The sequence below is a fragment of the Salipaludibacillus daqingensis genome, from assembly GCF_029891575.1.
Classification (GTDB): Bacteria; Bacillota; Bacilli; order Bacillales; family Salisediminibacteriaceae; genus Salipaludibacillus; species Salipaludibacillus daqingensis.
Map to the genome: position 1 here is coordinate 177,029 of NZ_JARZHF010000005.1, position 18,406 is coordinate 195,434.

The following is an 18,406-nucleotide window of genomic DNA, read 5'->3' on the forward strand; positions in this document are numbered from 1 at the left end:
CATGAGTGTTTACAGTAGTTTAATTGAAACGGAAGTGAAAAAGTGGACTCGTGATTCGTTAACGGCGTTTATGATTTTCTATCCGATTTTATTTGGTTTTTTGGGACGCTGGCTTGTGCCTTGGATCGAGGACGCTGACGGGATGAATTTAGAGCCGTATTACTATATCATTTTAGCAGGGCTGACGTTAATCGCCCCCCATATTTACGGTGCGATGATTGCATTTTCGATTATTGATGACCGAGAAGACCATATTTTCACATCTATACGAGTAACTCCTCTTCCCCTTTTTCAATTTTTATCTTTTCGACTTATGATGGGGGTTCTTCTTACGTTTTTAGCGAGCGTATACATCATCCTATTTTCAAATTTAGTTTCGATCGGAATGGGCTATGTAATCATGATTGGTTTCTTATCTGCACTCATCACTCCAATTATCACATTATTAATTAATTCTTTGGCTAAAAATAAAATGGAAGGGTTTGCGATGATGAAGGCAGTTGTTGGGGTTTTAATGATATTTACAGTAGCAGCGTTATTTTTTAATGATGCGAAACAATGGTTTTTTGCATTCGTCCCTGGATTTTGGCCTGCCAAAGTGTTAAGTACCTTGCTTTTACCTGACGGAACACTGCCTTTAAGTTTCCATGGATTTTATTGGATTGGTTTCGCATATATGATCATACTTCTCTATCTCGTTTACGGAGTTTTTAAGAAAAGAGGATTATCGTAATTAGAAACTTTAGAAGCTCAACTAGACATTGCGGCTTCATAGAAGGACGGGATGCCTCTTCGATAGCTTCGCTTTTCCATGAGGGATGGTGGGAAAGAGCATTGCTGGGGGCATCCCCGTTTCTCCATAAAGTAACGAAACCTTTATCAAGTGAATTAGTTGATTCTCTGCATCACCATATCTACATGAGGAATATCATCTTCTAGGTAAACGTCCGAAACGGCTCTAAAACCAAACGACTCGTAAAATTTCAGTGCATATTCTTGTGCTTGAATTTTAATCGCGTGTTCCCGGAGTTCCGTTGTTAAGAATTCGATCGATTTATTCATAATATCTCGGCCTAACCCTGTATTTCGATATGATTGTTCAACAAGAACTCTTCCTATCGATGCCTGTTCGTAGGCTACTCCAGCAGGAAGAAGTCGGGTATAGGCAATCACTTTTTCCTCTTTTTTCACATAGAGGTGATAGGCTTTCGGATCTTTTCCGTCTACTTCAGGATATGGGCAATTCTGTTCCACAACAAATACATTCACTCTTTCCTGCAAAATCTTATAGAGCTCGCTTGTTGAAAGCTCTTCAAACCTTTTTATGTACCACTCCATAATGATCTCCTCCAAATATTGAGCGAGCCCTGCAAAGAAAACTCCACCTAGTGATTTTATTTATTTTATCACTATTAACAGAATTTTCAACCTTACAATATGAAAGTGTCTACCTTGAAAAGAAAACACAGTAGAGAGAGTTACAGCATCGAATTAATTTCGGTATATAATATATGCCAGATAAATAAGGTAAGAAATGACAAGAATACTCCCTTCCCGCTTGTCAATCTTCCAATTTGTCCGAGAGAAGAAAAGCAAACTAATAGTTAGAAGAATCATAAATGAAACATCTAACAAGATTTTACTCTCTATTTGCAGGGGAGTAATAATAGAGGCAACTCCTAAAACAAAAAGGATGTTAAAGATACAACTTCCAACAATGTTACCCAAGGCAATATCACTATGTTTTTTCAAAGCAGCAGTAATAGATGTGACAAATTCAGGAAGCGAGGATCCTAAAGATACAACGGTTAACCCCACAAGTGTTTCACTCATACCAAATCGTATTGCAATGGAAGTGCTGCTTTCAACAACCCAATATCCACCTAAGATGATTGCTGCCAAGCCGAGCAACGTGACGATACTATTTTTCTTCCAGGCATTTACCTCATTATTTGCTTTCTTCTCTTCACTTGAAACAATGTCTTCTTGGCGGTGATTCATAGCTAATTCAAAAACGTAGTACATAAAAATAGCAAAAAATAATAGCAAAACAATCCCATCACCGCGTGACAATAAATTTGTGGACTCCGCGTCCATTCCTATGTCAGCAATTAACGCCATAAATGCGATACTCCCTAAAATAGTAAATGGTATTTCTTTTCGTACCGTTTGATTCTCAACTAATAAAGGAGAAATCACTGCTGTGAGACCAATCACTCCGGCAATATTAATAATATTACTACCAACGACGTTTCCAATCGTGACTCCTGGATTCCCTTCTAATGCAGCAATAATACTAACCGTTGCCTCTGGAGCTCCGGTTCCAAAAGCAACGATCGTAAGACCAACTAAGACAGGTGATACTCTTAGTAATCTTGCTATTTCAGAGGCACCCGTAACAAACAAATCCGCTCCTTTGATTAGTAAGATAAAACCTATCAATAACAATATATAAACCATACATATTTTCTCCTTCCATCTAGTCGACGGTTGTATTATGCATGGTTTTAATAGCAATTATTCTTTTCTACCAACTGAAACAACGATAGAGAGTTTGAATTTATCCTTCAAACAACGGCAAAATCACGCTAACTATCATTCCTTTTCCTACTTCTGATTCGAACGTCAATGATCCATTATGCTTTTTCACAATTTCTTTTACGATCGTCAAGCCTAATCCAGTTCCACCTGAAGAACGAGATCTCGACCGATCTAAACGATAAAACCTTTCCGTCAGTTTATCTAAAGCATCTTTAGGAAGTCCTTCCCCATAATCAATTACTTTTAAAATAGCTTTATCTTCTTTGATATCCATCATTAAATCAACATATTCTCCATGTTTCCCGTATCGAATCGCATTCTCAACTAAATTAATGACAACTTGCTCCATCCGTTTTTCATCACCATTGATGATCGTATCATTGTTTAAATCTAGCCTGATTTCCATTCCACGCTTTTTAGCTTCCAACGACATTCTTTCCACCACATCTTCAACTAATTGGGCGAACGGAATTGGCGCTAGTGTCATCGGATATTTATCTCCCTCCAATCGAGCTAAGTCGAGTAAGTCATGAACTAAATTTTCCATTCTAGAACCTTCAGAGTGAATTTTTTCAATATATTTCGTATCTAATGGCTCTCCATTTTCTTTTTGCTCAAGTAAAACTTCAGAATAACCTTTTAAATAACTTAATGGTGTTCTTAATTCGTGTGAGACATTACCGAGAAATTCTTGTTTCTTCATATCTGCTTCTGCTAGTGATGTACTCATATAATTAAATGAGGTTGCTAATTCTCCGATTTCATCATTATTTTCAACATCTATTTTTTTTGAAAAATCACCTTTTGACATAAACTTAGAGGCATAGATCATCTTTTCTATTGGCTTAATTACATAATTTGCAACTTTATTTAATACAAACACAATGACTAAAAAGGCAATAGCTAATCCTACAAACAATATTCCTCTTAACGATTGAAATGGGGCAAAAGCTGCAGTTACTGGTGTGGAAATGACAATTGCAGATTCAACAACATCGTCGTCATTTAACAATGGATTCATTATAATAAGGTAATCTTTGTCTATCCCACTTCTTGTTAAAATTAATGTTTCATCTTCTTCAAACTTGATCATTTCTTCTTCAGTTAACCGTGATTCTTCGTCTAGAAGAGGAATATCACTTGGAATTGTACCATTGATAACCTCAACAGAATCATCATAGACGATTTGAGCCGCAGCACAACGAGACATAAATACAATAAATCGATGAAATTCTTCTTTATTGTTTTCTTCCTCTTCATAATAAACTTCCTCAAGTGAATCACCACGTGCCTTTAATTGATTCACTTGGTTTTCTATATAAAATTGCTCATACAAATAATTAGTAAGTAAGACAATCGTGAACATCGTGATTATTGTAAATAGAATGATAAAAATCCACGTTTTTTGCTTAAGATTCCAAGTCATCATGAGTCACCTTCTCGAGAACATACCCGACACCATAAACAGTTTGGAAATATTCCCCTGCCTGCTTCATTTTATATCGTAATGTTTTCATATGGGTATCAATTGTTCGATGCCCTCCGTCCGTGTAGTTCATTCCCCATACTTGGTCCAATAATTGTTCACGACTAAATACTTGCTCAGGATGATGTAAAAAATGAAAAAGTAAATCATACTCTTTTCTCGTTAATTGAATCAACTCATTTTTCACATAAACTTTCCGTGCACTTGGTTTGCACGCTATTGCCCCATAGCTTAACTCATTTTTCTCTATCTCTTCATTAAATTGATAATTTCTTCTTAATTGAGCTTCGACTCGTGCAAGCAGTTCCCTAGGACTAAAAGGTTTAATTATATAATCATCCGCTCCGGATTTTAATCCTTGTATCCGATCATTTTCATCCGACTTTGCTGTAACCATGATGACAGGAATTTTTTTAGATAAGCGTATTTCTTTCAACGCTTCAAACCCATCCATAATCGGCATCATGACATCAAGTAAAATTAAATCTACTTTATGACTACTCACTTTTTCCAGTAACTCTTTACCATTTCCTGATGATAAAACATGGTAACCTTCTTTTGTAAGATAATCTGAAATAAATTCCACCATATTAACTTCATCATCGGCAATTAATACTGTATAGCGACTCAACATACCCACCCCCGTTATCGATCTTACTTCTATTCTACGAGATTTCTCACTCTTCATGTAGTCCTTCTCTAAAATTGTCCGATAATAGACAAATAAGGTGCTCTAGATTTTCTCTAGAACACCTTTTCTAAGATAATTAAATGAGTTTCGTTATAAAACAAACACGAGGAGTTGTGCTGCAATCGCAACAAAAATCAGTGCAAAAGGATATGCTGCAGCATATGCGATCGCTGGTTCATTTCCATCGGTCAACTGATTGACGGCTCCAAGACCCGGAGTACTCGTTAAACCTCCACAAAGTGCTCCTAAAGAGTGAAGAATACTTAAGTGGAATAGTTTTTTTGCCATTAAAAATCCAGCGAAAATTGGAAGAATCGTAATGAGTGCCCCTCCAAAAACGAGGCCGATCCCTTCTGCAATGACGACTTCAACAAGTCCTTCTCCAGCTGTCGTTCCTGCCCCCGCCAAAAATAATACGAGTCCAATATCTCCAATAACTTGATTAGAGGGCTGGAAAAATCGCGCACGAATCGGTCCTAATTTACCAAAATGTCCAATAATAAGAGCGACAAACAATGGTCCTCCTGCAACACCTAACGTCATCGTACCTAAACCAGGCAAGTAAATCGGTATCATCCCAACAAAAATTCCCATTAAAAGTATAAGGCTTAATGAAAAGATATGAATATTTGTCACCGCTAATTTCTTTCGACTAAATAAATGTTCCACTTCATTCAATCGATCCTCACTGCTTACTACGGTAAGAATATCCCCACGTTCCAATCGCCAACCTGGATTTTGATTGAATTCGAAACCCCCACGTTCCATTCTTGTTACTGTTACACCATATTTGCTTCTAAGACGAAGTTCTCGAACACTTTTCCCGATCATATCTTCCGAATCGACAGTTATTTTTCGTAATTTAATATTATCTACATTTGAAAAATCTGTCTCTACTGTTTGACCAATTTGATCACGTAGTTTTTCTAAATCTGATGGAATCCCTACAGCAACTAAGCGATCTCCTTTTAAGATTACGGTATCGCTGAGACTTATTATATTTCGATTCCCTCTTATCACTCGACTTATAACTGCTGAACTGTTAGGCATTAGTCGCAGCTCTTTTAACGTTCGCTTATTGATTTCATCTTTTGTCACTTCAATGGTCATCACTTCAGGAGACCCTTTATGTCGAACTGGACCAACCGTTTTTTTCAAATCTTTTTCCAAATCAATTTTTAATAGTTTTGGAAATAGCTGAACAAAAAGAACAACTGCTATCACGCCAAATGGATAAGCAATTCCATACCCAACCGAAGCAATTGGGTCGTTTGTAGCTTGGAGAGCAGATGCAAGTCCCGGTGTACTCGTTAGCGCTCCTGTCATCAACCCGATACTAAGGGCAGGAGATAGTCCAAATACTTTTGACACAAAAATTGTTGTCAATGCTGCAATAAAAACAATTAACAAACCAATGATCCCAAAAATAATCCCCGATGTTTTCATCATTCGAAAAAAGCGTGGCCCGGCTTGCAAACCAACAGCAACAATAAATAAACTGAGCCCGAGGTTTTGTACAATGGGAGAAATTTGAAATCCAAAGTGTCCAAATACCATGGCAACGAGAAGAACTCCGGATGTTCCTAAACTAAGTCCTTTAATTTTTCCCTGTCCGACCATTGATCCTAAAAATAAAATAACAAAAAGAAGCACAAGAGGCTCTTCTAGTAAATGAATTACGATGTCCAAAGCCTTCCCCTCCATCTAAAAAAACTCGCTAAATAGCTAAGTATGTATTGCTTCATTTATTCATTCATAAGTTAACCTTCATTATAGTCTTTTTATTTTCAAAAAAAAGCGATTAGACACTTAATATGAAAGGATTCACACTTTTGATGCAAAACGTTCGAATAGTTGTCAATGATATCGTTTCCAATTGTGAACTTTCACTTCCAATTTTCATTCGCAAAGATTCTAAATGGAACCTTCCCCGTTTTTTCAGATAACCCGAATGAAACATCATTGAAAAGGGACAAAATAATAGAGACTGACTGAATTAGAACATTAGAAAATCAAAGCGGACGAAAAGCGAGGGAGGCAAAAAAATGAAATATGTACTCATTCTCATTATTTTATTAAGTGCTTGCCAATCAGATTCTCATTCTATCGATCCTTATAAAATCAATCAACCATCGTCTCAACAGAAAAAAGTTGTGATGATCATGATCGACTCCATGATGAGTCATTCTCTTGACAAAAGTCTCGAACAAGGAAACGTCCCTGCTTTAGAATATTTAATTAACAAGGGTCACTATGAAAAGGAACTAGTCGTCCCTTTCCCGAGTATGTCTGTAACAGTAGAAAGCACACTTATTACAGGAACGATGCCAGACATGCACCAAGTCCCCGGATTAGCGTGGTTTAAAGCAGATGAGAATCGCCTCGTCAATTACGGTTCAAATTGGACATATTGGCTTAATAATGGACTTTATCAAGGAATATATGATGTTCTATCCAATTTAAATAATGACCATTTAAATCCTGAAGTCAGTACCGTGTTTGAAGAATTGTACGATCGAGGCCAATCATCTGGTTCGATAAATACGTTACTTTACCGCGGAAATATCGATCATCAGCTCAAGATTTTTCCAATAATCGATGGCTTAACTGACCTCCCTCAAACGATAAACACAGCTGGACCAGAAACGTTAGCTTTTGGCCGATTCAAAAAACCTCATGGATTAGAAGAAGTGCAGTTTAATGATGGAGTGTTTCACCGTTTCGGATTAATGGACAAATACTCGATGGAAATGACACAACAATTGGTTCAAAAAGGTTTGCAACCTCACTTTCTGTTGCTATTTTTACCGGATAATGACAAAAAGACACATAAACACGGACCAGATCATCTAGCTGGCTTAGAAAAAGCTGATAAGTATTTACAAGGAATTCTTGATAGCTATGGCAGTTGGGACAAAGCTTTGGATGAAAATGTCTTTATTATTTTCGGTGACCACGGTCAAGACCAGTTGGTTGAAAAACACGACGATCTTGCGATTAATTTAGATTCGATGTACAACGATTTTCAGATTGCTGATTTAGGTACCCCTGTAAACGAAGGGGAAATTGCTTTTGGAGTAAATCAACGAATGACTTACGTGTATGATCTTCATCATCACCATTCTTTGTCCTCTTTAGCAAAGCTTGCTATGGAAGATTCCCGTATCGATCTGGCTGCTTGGATAGAAAATGATTGGATAAATGTCCGAAGCCCAGACCATGAAGAAGAACTGTCTTTTAAACGTGGGGGGGATTGGATGGACCCTTACAATCAAAATTGGTCGTTACGAGGAAATACAGACGTCCTTGACTTGACACGGTCAGAATCCAATAAAAAAGGGATTTCATACAACCGATTTCCAGACGTTTTAAATCATTTAGAAACATCGTTAAAAAGTCATGAAACAGATAAACTAATTTTAGCTGCCAAACCAGGACACTCTTTTTTGTCTGAAGGTATCGCTACCCATGAAGACGGAGGGGAACACGGAGGTCTTCATAAAAATGATTTACTAGCTGCAATGGTTATTGCTGGAACGAATAAAAAACCTGAGTTCAATCGAATCGTTGATTTAAAGGAATTTGTAATGGAACTACTTGAAGAAAATGAAAATTAACCTTTATAAGCCCGTTTCTATAGCATATTTTATCGCAATTGAAAGAACACTAATAAAGAACAAGATTATCAAAAAAGGGTGGGAAAAAATGGACTATAAAAAGCACAAGAATCAATCCGTTAATGAAAATGAAAAAATTGCACCTGGAATAGACGAAGAAGATTCTTATGGGGAGGATGCGTCTAAAGAAGACAAAGAAGAAGGAGAGACGACGAAAGTGACTAGGCTTATTTATGATGAATATGACCACTCTTAAACCGTTTACTAAAAATATAGAGCACGAGGTACTTTCACAATAACTATCAAAGGGGCTATCCGTAATGAATAAACAACGTTCGAAAGTAATTGATATCCTGTCTGAAATCATCGATGCATTGTTTACGTTAGAATATGAACATCTTCAAAATGATATAAGTTCCAATAAAAGTTCAACCAACGTCTTTGAAGAAATGTAACATTCTCTCATAGTCAGGTGAAAAATAACTTATTATTTGCAAAGGACGTGTAAACCAGATGAAGTATTTCAAACCTGATTTTGAGCTCCATCATTTTTCTGACATCACAAAAGAATGGCTAGATAATAACAGAATCACTTATATTTTTTCTGATTTAGATAGTACGTTAGCGATACACGATAAACCTGGAGATCGTGATTTGACCAATTGGATAAATATGCTTAAACAGCAGAAGATCACATTAATTATTGCATCTAATAATAGTCAAGGAAGAGTTGATCGATTTTGTTCCCCTTTTCAAATCAATGGTTTTGGAAACTGTGGGAAACCTTTACCTCATCGCTTACGAAAACAGATGAATGGCACTAACCCAAATGAATGTCTTTTCTTAGGTGACCAATTACTAACTGATATTTGGTGCGGAAAACTGCTTAATATGAAAACTGCTTTAGTGAAACCAATAGGGAGAGAGCATGAACCGCTCCAAATCAAATTAAAGCGAAAAATAGAAAAACAAATGATAAAAAGATGGTATAAATGATCTTCACTAATTATTCTTTTCGTTATAATGCACTTTCTCGAATCTATAATGCACTTTCTCGATCCTATAATGCACTTCCCTCAATCTATAATGCACTTCCCTCAATCTATAATGCACTTTCGCTTCGCTACCTAGCCGTTCTCGCCGCCTCTCTTCAATACATCTATTTTAATCAAGATAGTTCATCAATATCATATCCTGCTTTTCTTAATTTTTCTAAGATTTGCTTAATATGTTCTGGATCTCTCGTTTCCAAAGATACTTGTAACTGCGTTTGTCCAGGAAATACTTTTACACCGACTCGTTGTTGATTTACATTCAAAATATTGGCTTCGAGTTCAGAAATCTTTCCGAGGATTTCTGGTAATTTCCCTGGTTTATCTTCAATCAATGTACGAAATGTTAAATAACGTCCCGATTCCATTAACCCATACTCAATAACTTTCGACACAAACGACACGTCTACGTTTCCACCACTCAGTATTGCAACAACTTTTTTATCTTTGATTGGTATTTTTTCGTACATCAAGGCAGCTAATGCTGTAGCTCCGGATCCTTCCACTACTAATTTATTTCTCTCCAATAATAGAAGCATCGTTTTAGCTAATTCTGTTTCCTCAACAATAAACAAATCATCAACATATTTTTCCACAATGTCATACGGTTTCTGTCCTGGTTTTTTCACAGCTATTCCGTCAGCCATCGTCGGTAAAGCATCAATTAATGTTGGTTGTTTTCGATCGATTGATTGCCCCATACTATTACAGCTACTAGCTTGAACACCATATACTTTTACATGAGGATGTGTTTCTTTAATGGCTTTTGCTAAACCTGCTATCAAGCCTCCGCCACCGATTGGACACACAATAGCATCGACATCTGGTAGTTGTTCAATTATTTCCAATCCTATAGTCCCTTGCCCCGCAATGATTGCATCATCATCGAATGCATGAACAAATGTTGCTTCCGTTTGTTCTTTAATTATTAAAGCTTCCGCTAATGCATCATCGAAGCTATGACCAGATAACTCTACCGTTGCACCATAACTTTTTGTTGCTTCTATTTTGCTCAAAGGCGCCCCCTTAGGCATCACGATCGTGCACGGTATAGCTAACATACGACATGCAAAGGCGACTCCTTGAGCATGATTCCCTGCTGAAGCGGCGATAATCCCTTTTTCCCTTTGTTTTTTGGTTAAAGAAATGATTTTATTATACGCTCCTCTCACTTTAAAAGAGCCCGTTTTTTGCATGTTTTCTAACTTTAAATATATTTTATTGTGGGAAAGAGAACTAAACGTATTAGAGTAATCCAAAGGTGTTTCATGGATCACACCTTTCATTTGTTCTCTAGCGTTAACAATTTCTTCATACGTAAGCACAATCATTTCCTCCTTAAAACATACATGATGATCTTGAAAACAACATACTTCTCTTTACCCCATCTTATTACGTAACATAACCTAAAATCGCAGAGACGCAATTACCGGTAAATGGTCTGAAGCCTCTCGTTCATTAGATGCAACGTACACAGTATTTATTTCAAAAAGATGATTACAAAATAAGTAATCTAACCTCCTTTTCGGTTTTATAGTAGGATACGTTTTACCGCAACCGTGACCAGAAACGTGCCACGCATCTTTGTATTTTTTTCGCATGTGATGCCACGCTCTCGAATTTGGTACCATGTTGAAATCCCCTATTACGAGTGATGGATAGATATTTCCTGATAGTTTTTTTGTGATAAAACGTATTTGCATATGATGAAGAAGCGGATTCAAACCTAAGTGCGTTATGTAAACATAAATTGGCCTTTGGTGGATGATGATACGTGCTTCTAACATTGATCTAGGTTCAGCTATAAATGGAATGAGATTAAATCGATACACTTCCGTTGACTCTATGGGATAGTGCGACAAAAGTCCATTTCCGTATTGTCTCCTTTCTTTTCTATTACGTGACTGTATAGAAAATGAAGGTCCAAAAGCATAGTCCATGTTTAGTTGATCAGCTAAGAAATGGATTTGATCTTTAAAATCACTTCGCTTCGAGAAATATTTATCCACTTCATTTAAACCAACAACCTCTGCTTCACTATTTCTGATCACGGAAGCAATTCTCATGAGATCAACATGATTATCCATCCCTTTACCGTGGTGTATATTAAAGGTCATGACTTTAATTTCCAACAAACTTCACCTCAAAACAACCTACTTCATTGGTTATAATTCCACCTTTAAGTATCCTTTATAAAACAATCATTGTATAATTCGCTCTTTCTGTCTCTATTTTCATTCTACTGTTTTCTTTATGAGTGATTATTTCTCCATATAAAGGTATTTCAAACACATTTTGCGGTAACTCTACTTCTCCTTTATCACTATGTATATGTCCTTCTCCGTGTAAGATCACTTCATCGTCTGATAAATAACCATCTTCATCGTGGCGTTCGATTTTACGAACATCCACTCTATTTAATTGAATTTGTACTTGATCTTCGTCAAACGATTCATTTTTCTCCACAGCAAGCTCTTTTTTAGTGATTAACAATGTCTTCTCCTTTTGCAATTCGAGCCATTCCGATACCGCTTGAACAGATTCGTTCATATCATTACCACCTTTACATTTTGTTCTTACTTTCTCCAGAATAAAGAACTTCATTCAACGTTTCTATAAATTAAATCTAATTACATGATTAGACTTTGTTCGAGTTTTATTTTACAAAAAAATAGATCTTTCTTTCTAAATCACACTAACTTTTTTCCTAATTTTCAGAATATACAGTCATTGCATACTTTTTTATAATATAATTTATTTAAATTGAAGGAGGCGATGGTGTGTTTAAAAGAAGTAGCATATTTTTTCTAGTATTTACCCTATTGATTAGCGGAAACGTATTATTTTTATCAGCTGAAACAGAAGCAGCTCGTGGAAGTCATCTTGTAGTCATTGGCGGATCTCTAGGTAGTGGGGATGCAGCAGATGATATCTATGAAACGATGATCGATCTATCAGGTGGAGAAGACGGTAAAATAGGAATAATTACAGCTAGTAGCTATCCTTATGATTGGGACTGTGAAGATTTCGGTGAATCTACTGATGGAGGTTGTAACGACCCTGATATTAGTAACAGCAAAATGAATGCCAATTATTATATTGATGCTTTTGATAGCTTTGGCATCGAAGCAGAGTGGGTTCCCGTTGATATTGCTAATATTGATGTAGCAGACGATCAAGAGTGGGCAGACCGAATTAGTAGTGGAGAGTTTTCTGGATTCTTCCTCGGTGGTGGGGACCAATCGAGATATATTACGTCTCTCGTTCGAGAAGATGATCAAGGGAATTGGTCTGATTCCGCTGTGCTTAGTGCAATGAGAGATAGGTTTGAAGAAGGGAAGTTGATGATAGCAGGATCTTCTGCTGGTGCCGCTGCACAGTCTTCTGAGTACATGATTACTGGGGGAGATAGCTATCGCGGTGTCACAGAAGGTGCGATAGAAGGATATCATACAGATGGTAGTGTATTAGGTTATTACGAAAATGGGGGTTTAGGTTTCTTCTCTTACGGCTTAGTTGATAGCCACTTCTCTGAAAGAGCAAGAGAAGGGAGAATGATCAGATTAGCTTCGGACGTGAATGTAGATAAAGTTTATGGCGTTGATGAAACAACTGCATTAGTCGTGAAAAATGCGAACCATCCTTCAGCTGAAATGGAAGTTGTTGGCGAAAATGGGGTGCAAATTTTTGACCTAAGCTCTTCCACATCTCAAAACAACCAGATCGAAGGGGAATGGGAAATTGATCAGGTGAAATCGACATACTTACATGACGGTGACCGTTATAAACCAAATCAAGGAAACGTCATTTTCAACTCTCAAAGTAACCCTTATAGAGGTCAAGGTTCTTCTGATCATACACATGATGATATTTTTTATGAAACGAATGCTTATAAAAACTTAACGAGAGACCTTGTTACGTCAGATGCTGAACACATAACAGGTACTTCTTTTGAGGATTCACCGCGATACGAGTTAACTGCTACACAAACGAAACAAACACAAGTAAGAATGAAATCTCACTATGGCCAAGAGCAATGGTCTTATGACGGTGTGATGGTAAAGATTAATCCTGAATAAAGACGAAGAGCACAGGGGGCATTAAATCCCCCGTGCTCTTATTTCTTATTTTTAAATCAATAAAATCAATGTGAAGCGCTGACCAATCCTCATCGATCGCTATTTACCTGACACCGTGATACCCGATCTCTTGGAGAGCTTACCATCCATTGCAACGGTTATTATATTCTTCTCTACCAATTCATATCCAATTTCATGTGTGAGAACAATAGAAACAGGGTAACTGACTCATAGAGTGAAACATTGTTTTACTTACCATGATTAGTTAATACATTAAGGAGTGTCGAAAACATGGAACGTTACAAAGTAGTTTTTGAATTTATGAATGGAAACGAAGAATCTTCTTATTTCACTGAAAACCCTTCTCCACGGGTGAATGATTGGTTAGAAAGGGAGAAAGGACATTGGATTCGTTTAGAAAACGCCATGATTAATATGGACAACATTAATGTGATCAGAATTTCAAAGGTAAAAATAAGTGACGATAATCAAGAAGAATTTATCGAGTGGATTTAATAAATTTGAAAGAGGCAGACAATATGTCTGCCTCTCTTTTTCACTTTGTATTGTTGCTTACGGTTGCTTGCGCCGCAGCTAAACGTGCTAACGGAACACGGTAAGGGGAACAACTCACATAATCTAACCCTTTTTCAAAGCAAAATTGAATCGAGCTTTTTTCTCCACCATGCTCACCACAAATACCTGTTTTCAACGTAGGTTTTGTTTGTCGTCCAAGTGTAACACCAGTCTCAACAAGTTTTCCAACCCCTTCTTGATCTAAAACCATAAACGGATTTTCTGCTAATGTTCCTTCATCGATATAATGCTGGAGAAACTTGCTCTCCGCATCATCTCTACTAAAGCCAAACGTTGTTTGCGTTAAGTCATTTGTTCCAAACGAGAAGAAATCTGCTTCTTCAGCTATTTTATCAGCAGTTAATGCTGCCCTTGGAATTTCTATCATCGTGCCCACTGTATAATCAATCTCATGACCTGTTTCTTCCACTACCTCTTTAGCAGCCTCAACCACTACTTGTCGCATTGCTTTTAATTCATTCACATCACCAACAAGCGGGATCATTACTTCTGGATTTACGTTTATTCCTTTAGATTTTAAATCGGATGCTGCATAAAAAATCGCCTTCGCTTGCATCGTATAAATTTCTGGATAAACCATTCCGAGACGACAACCTCGATGTCCAAGCATCGGATTAAATTCATCTAATTGACGAACTTTCCGAAGTAAAAACTCTTTTTCCTTTAACTCTGGTGAACCTGGGTCCGTGATTTGAAGTTTGGTCACATCAACAATTAACTCTTCTTTGTCAGGTAAAAATTCGTGTAACGGAGGATCTAATAACCTTATTGTTACCGGATGACCTTTCATCACTTCAAGAATTTTAGTGAAATCGCTTTGCTGCATTGGTAGAAGTTGATCCAATGCGACCATTCTCTCTTCAAACGACTCTGCTAAAATCATCTGCTGCACAATCGGAATTCGTTTTGAATCCATAAACATATGCTCTGTTCGACATAACCCGATGCCCCCTGCGCCAAACTCCAAAGCTTTTGCTGCATCTTCCGGATTATCTGCATTTGCCCGAACACCTAACGTTCGTTCGTCATCCGCCCAAGAAAGAAGTATTTGAAATTCTTTAGACAGTTCAGGAGCAATCATTGGTATTTCACCTAACATAATTTCTCCTGTTCCACCGTCAATCGTAATCGTATCTAAATAACGCACCACCGTATCCCCAACTCGAAACTCTTTATTTTTCAAATCGATCTTTAATCCTTCACAACCACAAATACACGCTTTCCCCATTCCTCGTGCAACAACAGCGGCATGGCTCGTCATACCTCCACGACTCGTTACTACTGCTTCCGCCGATACGATACCATGAATATCATCTGGTGTTGTTTCTGGTCTGACAAGAATGACTTTTTTACCTTCCTGGTGAAGTAATTCAGCATCATCAGAGTCAAATACCACTTGCCCTGTCGCCGCTCCTGGAGAAGCTGGTAATCCTTTTACTAGTTTCTTAAATTCAAATGTATCGTCAATTCGTTGATGGAGAAGTTGATTTAATTGATCTGGATCTACTCTAAGCAACGCCTCTTTTTTATTTAAAATGCCCTCTTCAACCATTTCTACGGCGATTCGAATCGCTGCTTGTGCTGTCCTTTTTCCATTTCTAGTTTGCAAGATAAATAGATTTCCACGTTCCACAGTGAACTCGATATCTTGCATATCGCCATAGTGACTTTCTAAACGCTGACACGTCTCAACAAACTGTTTGAATACATCCGGCATATCTTTTTCTAACGTATGGATTGGTTGAGGGGTCCTAATCCCAGCCACAACATCTTCCCCTTGAGCATTGATTAAATATTCTCCATATAAAAGGGATTCTCCCGTCGATGGGTCTCTTGTAAATGCAACACCTGTTCCAGAGTCATCTCCCATATTTCCGAACACCATGCTTTGAATGTTAACCGCTGTGCCCAAGTGCCCTGGAATTTTATTTAAACGACGGTATATAATCGCCCGTTGGTTGTTCCAAGAATCAAATACAGACTGAATAGCTAAGAAAAGCTGCTGTTTTGGATCTTCTGGAAATGAACGTTTCGTATGTGTTTTAACAATCTCTTTATACCCTTCAATTACTTCTTTCCAATCATCAGCAGATAATTGTGGATCAGAGGTGTACCCCTTTTTTTCTTTATGTTTCTCTAAGTATTGTTCGAAAAAATACACATCCACTTCCAATACGACATCACTAAACATTTGGATAAATCTACGGTAAGAGTCATAAGCAAAACGAGGATTATTTGTTAATGACCCAATGGCTTCAACAGTTTTATCGTTCATTCCTAAGTTCAACACGGTATCCATCATCCCAGGCATAGAAAAAACAGCACCTGATCGCACAGAAACGAGAAGTGGATGGTTTGTGTCACCGAGCTTCTTACCAGTTCTTTTTTCAAGCTTCTCCAGTGATTGAAGCACTTGATCTTCTAACGTACCAGTCAATTTTTTATTGGAATCATAGTACGTATTACATGCTTGTGTAGAAATAGTAAAACCATATGGTACTGGTAAACCAATACGTGTCATTTCGGCTAAATTAGCTCCTTTGCCGCCTAATGTTTCTTTCATTCCACTTTGCCCTTCATCAAACATATAAACCAATTTATCCATTTTTTATGATCCCCTCTCCATTTTAAGCACTTCGATAATATAGTTAGCCGTCTCTTCCACAGCTTTATTAGAAACATTAATAATCGGACAACCTATGCGTTTCATAATTTTCTCTGCATAATCTAACTCTTCTAAAATTCTTTCATGTCTCGCATATGTCGATCCAGATTGCAATCCCATCGCTTTCAAACGTTCTTTTCGAATTTCATTTAACTTATCTGGTGTAATAATAAGCCCCACACAACGACTTCTCGGAAGTTGAAACAACTCTTCTGGTGGGGGCACTTCTGGAACTAAAGGAATATTCGCAACTTTATAACGTTTGTGAGCAAGATACATAGATAACGGTGTCTTCGACGTTCTTGAAACTCCTATGAGAACGATATCGGCCTTAAGGATTCCCCCCGCATCTTGCGCATCATCATATTTAACAGCAAATTCAATCGCAGCTACTTTTCGAAAGTAGTCTTCATCTAGTTTTCGCATCATTCCTGGTTCATGTGCTGGCTGTATTTGAAACGATTTACTAAATGCTGTTATCAAAGGATTCATGACATCAATCGCATCAATATTTTCTTCCTTCGCTCGGCGGTCTAAATAATCCTTTAGTTCATCGACAACGATCGTATATGCAATGATCGCCTGAAATGACTTTGCTTCCATAATCACTTCTTCAATATCCTCAAATTGATTCACATAAGGGTTTCGTTGGATATCCAAATCCTGTAAATGAAATTGACTAGCAACAGCATTTACAACATGATCTGCTGTTTCTCCTACAGAATCTGACAGAATAAATACTTTTTTCTTTTTGTCCAAAACTCCCACCTCCTTTTAATAATATAAAAACAATGTGTTATACTATTTTAAAATAAAGTATAACACATTAAAAGGAAAATTAAAGTGACTAATTAAAAACATCACATTATTTTTTCAAAACAATATAGAGTAGATAGATAAAAAATAGGGAATGTAATGATAGTATATAATTATTATCGGAGGCGATTGTTCTATGAGAATCTTTTTGACAATTTTTGTTTCACTTATTGCCATTGTTGCTATTTTTATGTTTTCTAAAAACTCAACAGCCCCAAAACATCTAGGGGTTAATGACGGACACCTTTCTGAGCTTCCTTCTTCACCTAATGCCGTTTCAACTCAAACAAGTATTGATGAAAAACGAGTGGATCCTTTCCCATTTAAGGATGGAGATTTAAAAACAAGTTATTCACTTATCGAAAAGATTCTCAACAGCGAAGAACAAGCAGAAATTGTTGAGAAAACAGACAACTATATTCACGCAGTTTTCACTTCTCCAACGATGCGTTATAAAGACGACGTCGAATTTTATTTTGATACGAATAATCAACGAGTAGACTATCGATCGGCTTCAAGAATAGGATATTCAGATATGGGAGCAAATCAACAGCGTTATGAGAGAATTAGAGAGAGCTATTTACAATAACAACATCTATTCCACGACTGTTTGTATCCAATATTGGGTACGACAGTCTTTTTTGTGGAAAATATTTGGCAGACGTATAGTTTAGTGAGGGGGTTGGTTGGTGATTTGATCGTGATTAGCGGGTTCTAATGATAATCATTCTAGTTTCACCATAGAGTGCTGTTTTTTGTCCATAGGAGGGGAATATTTCTCCATAGACCGACTATTTTTTTCCATAGAACAGCAGCCCCTTTCGCATTCAACTAAAATATTCATTAAAAAAAGCGCGAACCT

General features: G+C 37.2%; 18 protein-coding genes. 8 read left to right on the top strand and 10 right to left on the bottom strand.

Annotated elements, in window-relative coordinates:
• Position 1 precedes the first annotated feature (1 nt).
• Positions 2-733 (top strand): ABC transporter permease, encoded by a 732-nt coding sequence (locus QDN89_RS11495; RefSeq protein ID WP_280770281.1) that lies wholly within the window; start codon positions 2-4, stop codon positions 731-733.
• 155 nt (positions 734-888) lie between these two features.
• Here QDN89_RS11495 and QDN89_RS11500 read toward each other — a convergent pair whose 3' ends face one another.
• The 5 genes from QDN89_RS11500 to QDN89_RS11520 all read right to left on the bottom strand — a co-directional run bounded on the left by QDN89_RS11500 (position 889) and on the right by QDN89_RS11520 (position 6,407).
• Complete coding sequence (locus QDN89_RS11500) at positions 889-1,338, bottom strand: GNAT family N-acetyltransferase (RefSeq protein WP_280770282.1); 450 nt, start codon at positions 1,336-1,338, stop codon at positions 889-891.
• A 153-nt stretch (positions 1,339-1,491) separates the two neighbouring features.
• Complete coding sequence (locus tag QDN89_RS11505; RefSeq protein WP_280770283.1) at positions 1,492-2,460, bottom strand: calcium/sodium antiporter; 969 nt, start codon at positions 2,458-2,460, stop codon at positions 1,492-1,494.
• Positions 2,461-2,560: 100 nt separating this feature from the next.
• On the bottom strand, positions 2,561-3,970 hold the full coding sequence (locus tag QDN89_RS11510) for a sensor histidine kinase (protein ID WP_280770284.1): 1,410 nt from the start codon (positions 3,968-3,970) through the stop codon (positions 2,561-2,563).
• Positions 3,951-4,661 carry a response regulator transcription factor gene (locus tag QDN89_RS11515; RefSeq protein ID WP_280770285.1) on the bottom strand — a complete coding sequence of 237 codons (711 nt, stop codon included), beginning with the start codon at positions 4,659-4,661 and terminating at the stop codon, positions 3,951-3,953. The genes QDN89_RS11510 and QDN89_RS11515 overlap by 20 nt, the downstream gene beginning before the upstream one ends.
• A 147-nt stretch (positions 4,662-4,808) precedes the next feature.
• Positions 4,809-6,407 carry an aspartate:alanine exchanger family transporter gene (locus QDN89_RS11520; protein ID WP_280770286.1) on the bottom strand — a complete coding sequence of 533 codons (1,599 nt, stop codon included), beginning with the start codon at positions 6,405-6,407 and terminating at the stop codon, positions 4,809-4,811.
• A 356-nt stretch (positions 6,408-6,763) separates the two neighbouring features.
• Between QDN89_RS11520 and QDN89_RS11525 the strand changes: the two genes are divergently transcribed.
• The 4 genes from QDN89_RS11525 to QDN89_RS11540 all read left to right on the top strand — a co-directional run bounded on the left by QDN89_RS11525 (position 6,764) and on the right by QDN89_RS11540 (position 9,331).
• Positions 6,764-8,335, top strand: a complete 1,572-nt coding sequence (locus QDN89_RS11525; protein ID WP_280770287.1) for an alkaline phosphatase family protein — start codon at positions 6,764-6,766, stop codon at positions 8,333-8,335.
• Positions 8,336-8,423: 88 nt separating this feature from the next.
• The gene (locus QDN89_RS11530; protein ID WP_280770288.1) at positions 8,424-8,591 is read left to right on the top strand and encodes a hypothetical protein; all 168 of its coding nucleotides are present in this window, start codon (positions 8,424-8,426) and stop codon (positions 8,589-8,591) included.
• 64 nt (positions 8,592-8,655) lie between these two features.
• Positions 8,656-8,790, top strand: a complete 135-nt coding sequence (locus tag QDN89_RS11535; protein ID WP_280770289.1) for a hypothetical protein — start codon at positions 8,656-8,658, stop codon at positions 8,788-8,790.
• A gap of 58 nt (positions 8,791-8,848) precedes the next feature.
• A complete protein-coding gene (locus tag QDN89_RS11540) occupies positions 8,849-9,331 on the top strand; it encodes a YqeG family HAD IIIA-type phosphatase (protein WP_280770290.1) in 483 nt (160 codons plus the stop codon).
• A gap of 172 nt (positions 9,332-9,503) precedes the next feature.
• On the opposite strand, the gene ilvA is transcribed toward QDN89_RS11540, so the two are convergent.
• The 3 genes from ilvA to ymzB all read right to left on the bottom strand — a co-directional run bounded on the left by ilvA (position 9,504) and on the right by ymzB (position 11,937).
• Positions 9,504-10,712 (bottom strand): threonine ammonia-lyase, encoded by a 1,209-nt coding sequence (gene ilvA, locus QDN89_RS11545; protein WP_280770291.1) that lies wholly within the window; start codon positions 10,710-10,712, stop codon positions 9,504-9,506.
• A gap of 81 nt (positions 10,713-10,793) precedes the next feature.
• A complete protein-coding gene (locus QDN89_RS11550; RefSeq protein ID WP_280770292.1) occupies positions 10,794-11,519 on the bottom strand; it encodes an endonuclease/exonuclease/phosphatase family protein in 726 nt (241 codons plus the stop codon).
• Positions 11,520-11,577: 58 nt separating this feature from the next.
• Entirely contained in the window at positions 11,578-11,937 is a 360-nt protein-coding gene (gene ymzB, locus QDN89_RS11555) for a protein YmzB (RefSeq protein WP_280770293.1), read from the bottom strand.
• Between the two features lie 230 nt (positions 11,938-12,167).
• Between ymzB and QDN89_RS11560 the strand changes: the two genes are divergently transcribed.
• Both QDN89_RS11560 and QDN89_RS11565 read left to right on the top strand, forming a co-directional pair.
• Positions 12,168-13,466, top strand: coding sequence for a cyanophycinase (locus QDN89_RS11560; protein ID WP_280770294.1), 1,299 nt, complete (start codon positions 12,168-12,170; stop codon positions 13,464-13,466).
• A gap of 291 nt (positions 13,467-13,757) precedes the next feature.
• Positions 13,758-13,982, top strand: a complete 225-nt coding sequence (locus QDN89_RS11565; RefSeq protein WP_280770295.1) for a hypothetical protein — start codon at positions 13,758-13,760, stop codon at positions 13,980-13,982.
• A 40-nt stretch (positions 13,983-14,022) separates the two neighbouring features.
• On the opposite strand, the gene ppdK is transcribed toward QDN89_RS11565, so the two are convergent.
• Together ppdK and QDN89_RS11575 are read right to left on the bottom strand one after the other, a co-directional pair.
• Entirely contained in the window at positions 14,023-16,668 is a 2,646-nt protein-coding gene (ppdK, locus tag QDN89_RS11570; protein WP_280770296.1) for a pyruvate, phosphate dikinase, read from the bottom strand.
• Positions 16,669-16,671: 3 nt separating this feature from the next.
• A complete protein-coding gene (locus QDN89_RS11575) occupies positions 16,672-17,487 on the bottom strand; it encodes a pyruvate, water dikinase regulatory protein (protein ID WP_280770297.1) in 816 nt (271 codons plus the stop codon).
• 193 nt (positions 17,488-17,680) lie between these two features.
• On the opposite strand from QDN89_RS11575, the gene QDN89_RS11580 reads away from it, so the two are divergent.
• The gene (locus QDN89_RS11580; protein WP_280770298.1) at positions 17,681-18,133 is read left to right on the top strand and encodes a DUF1499 domain-containing protein; all 453 of its coding nucleotides are present in this window, start codon (positions 17,681-17,683) and stop codon (positions 18,131-18,133) included.
• Positions 18,134-18,406: the final 273 nt, after the last annotated feature.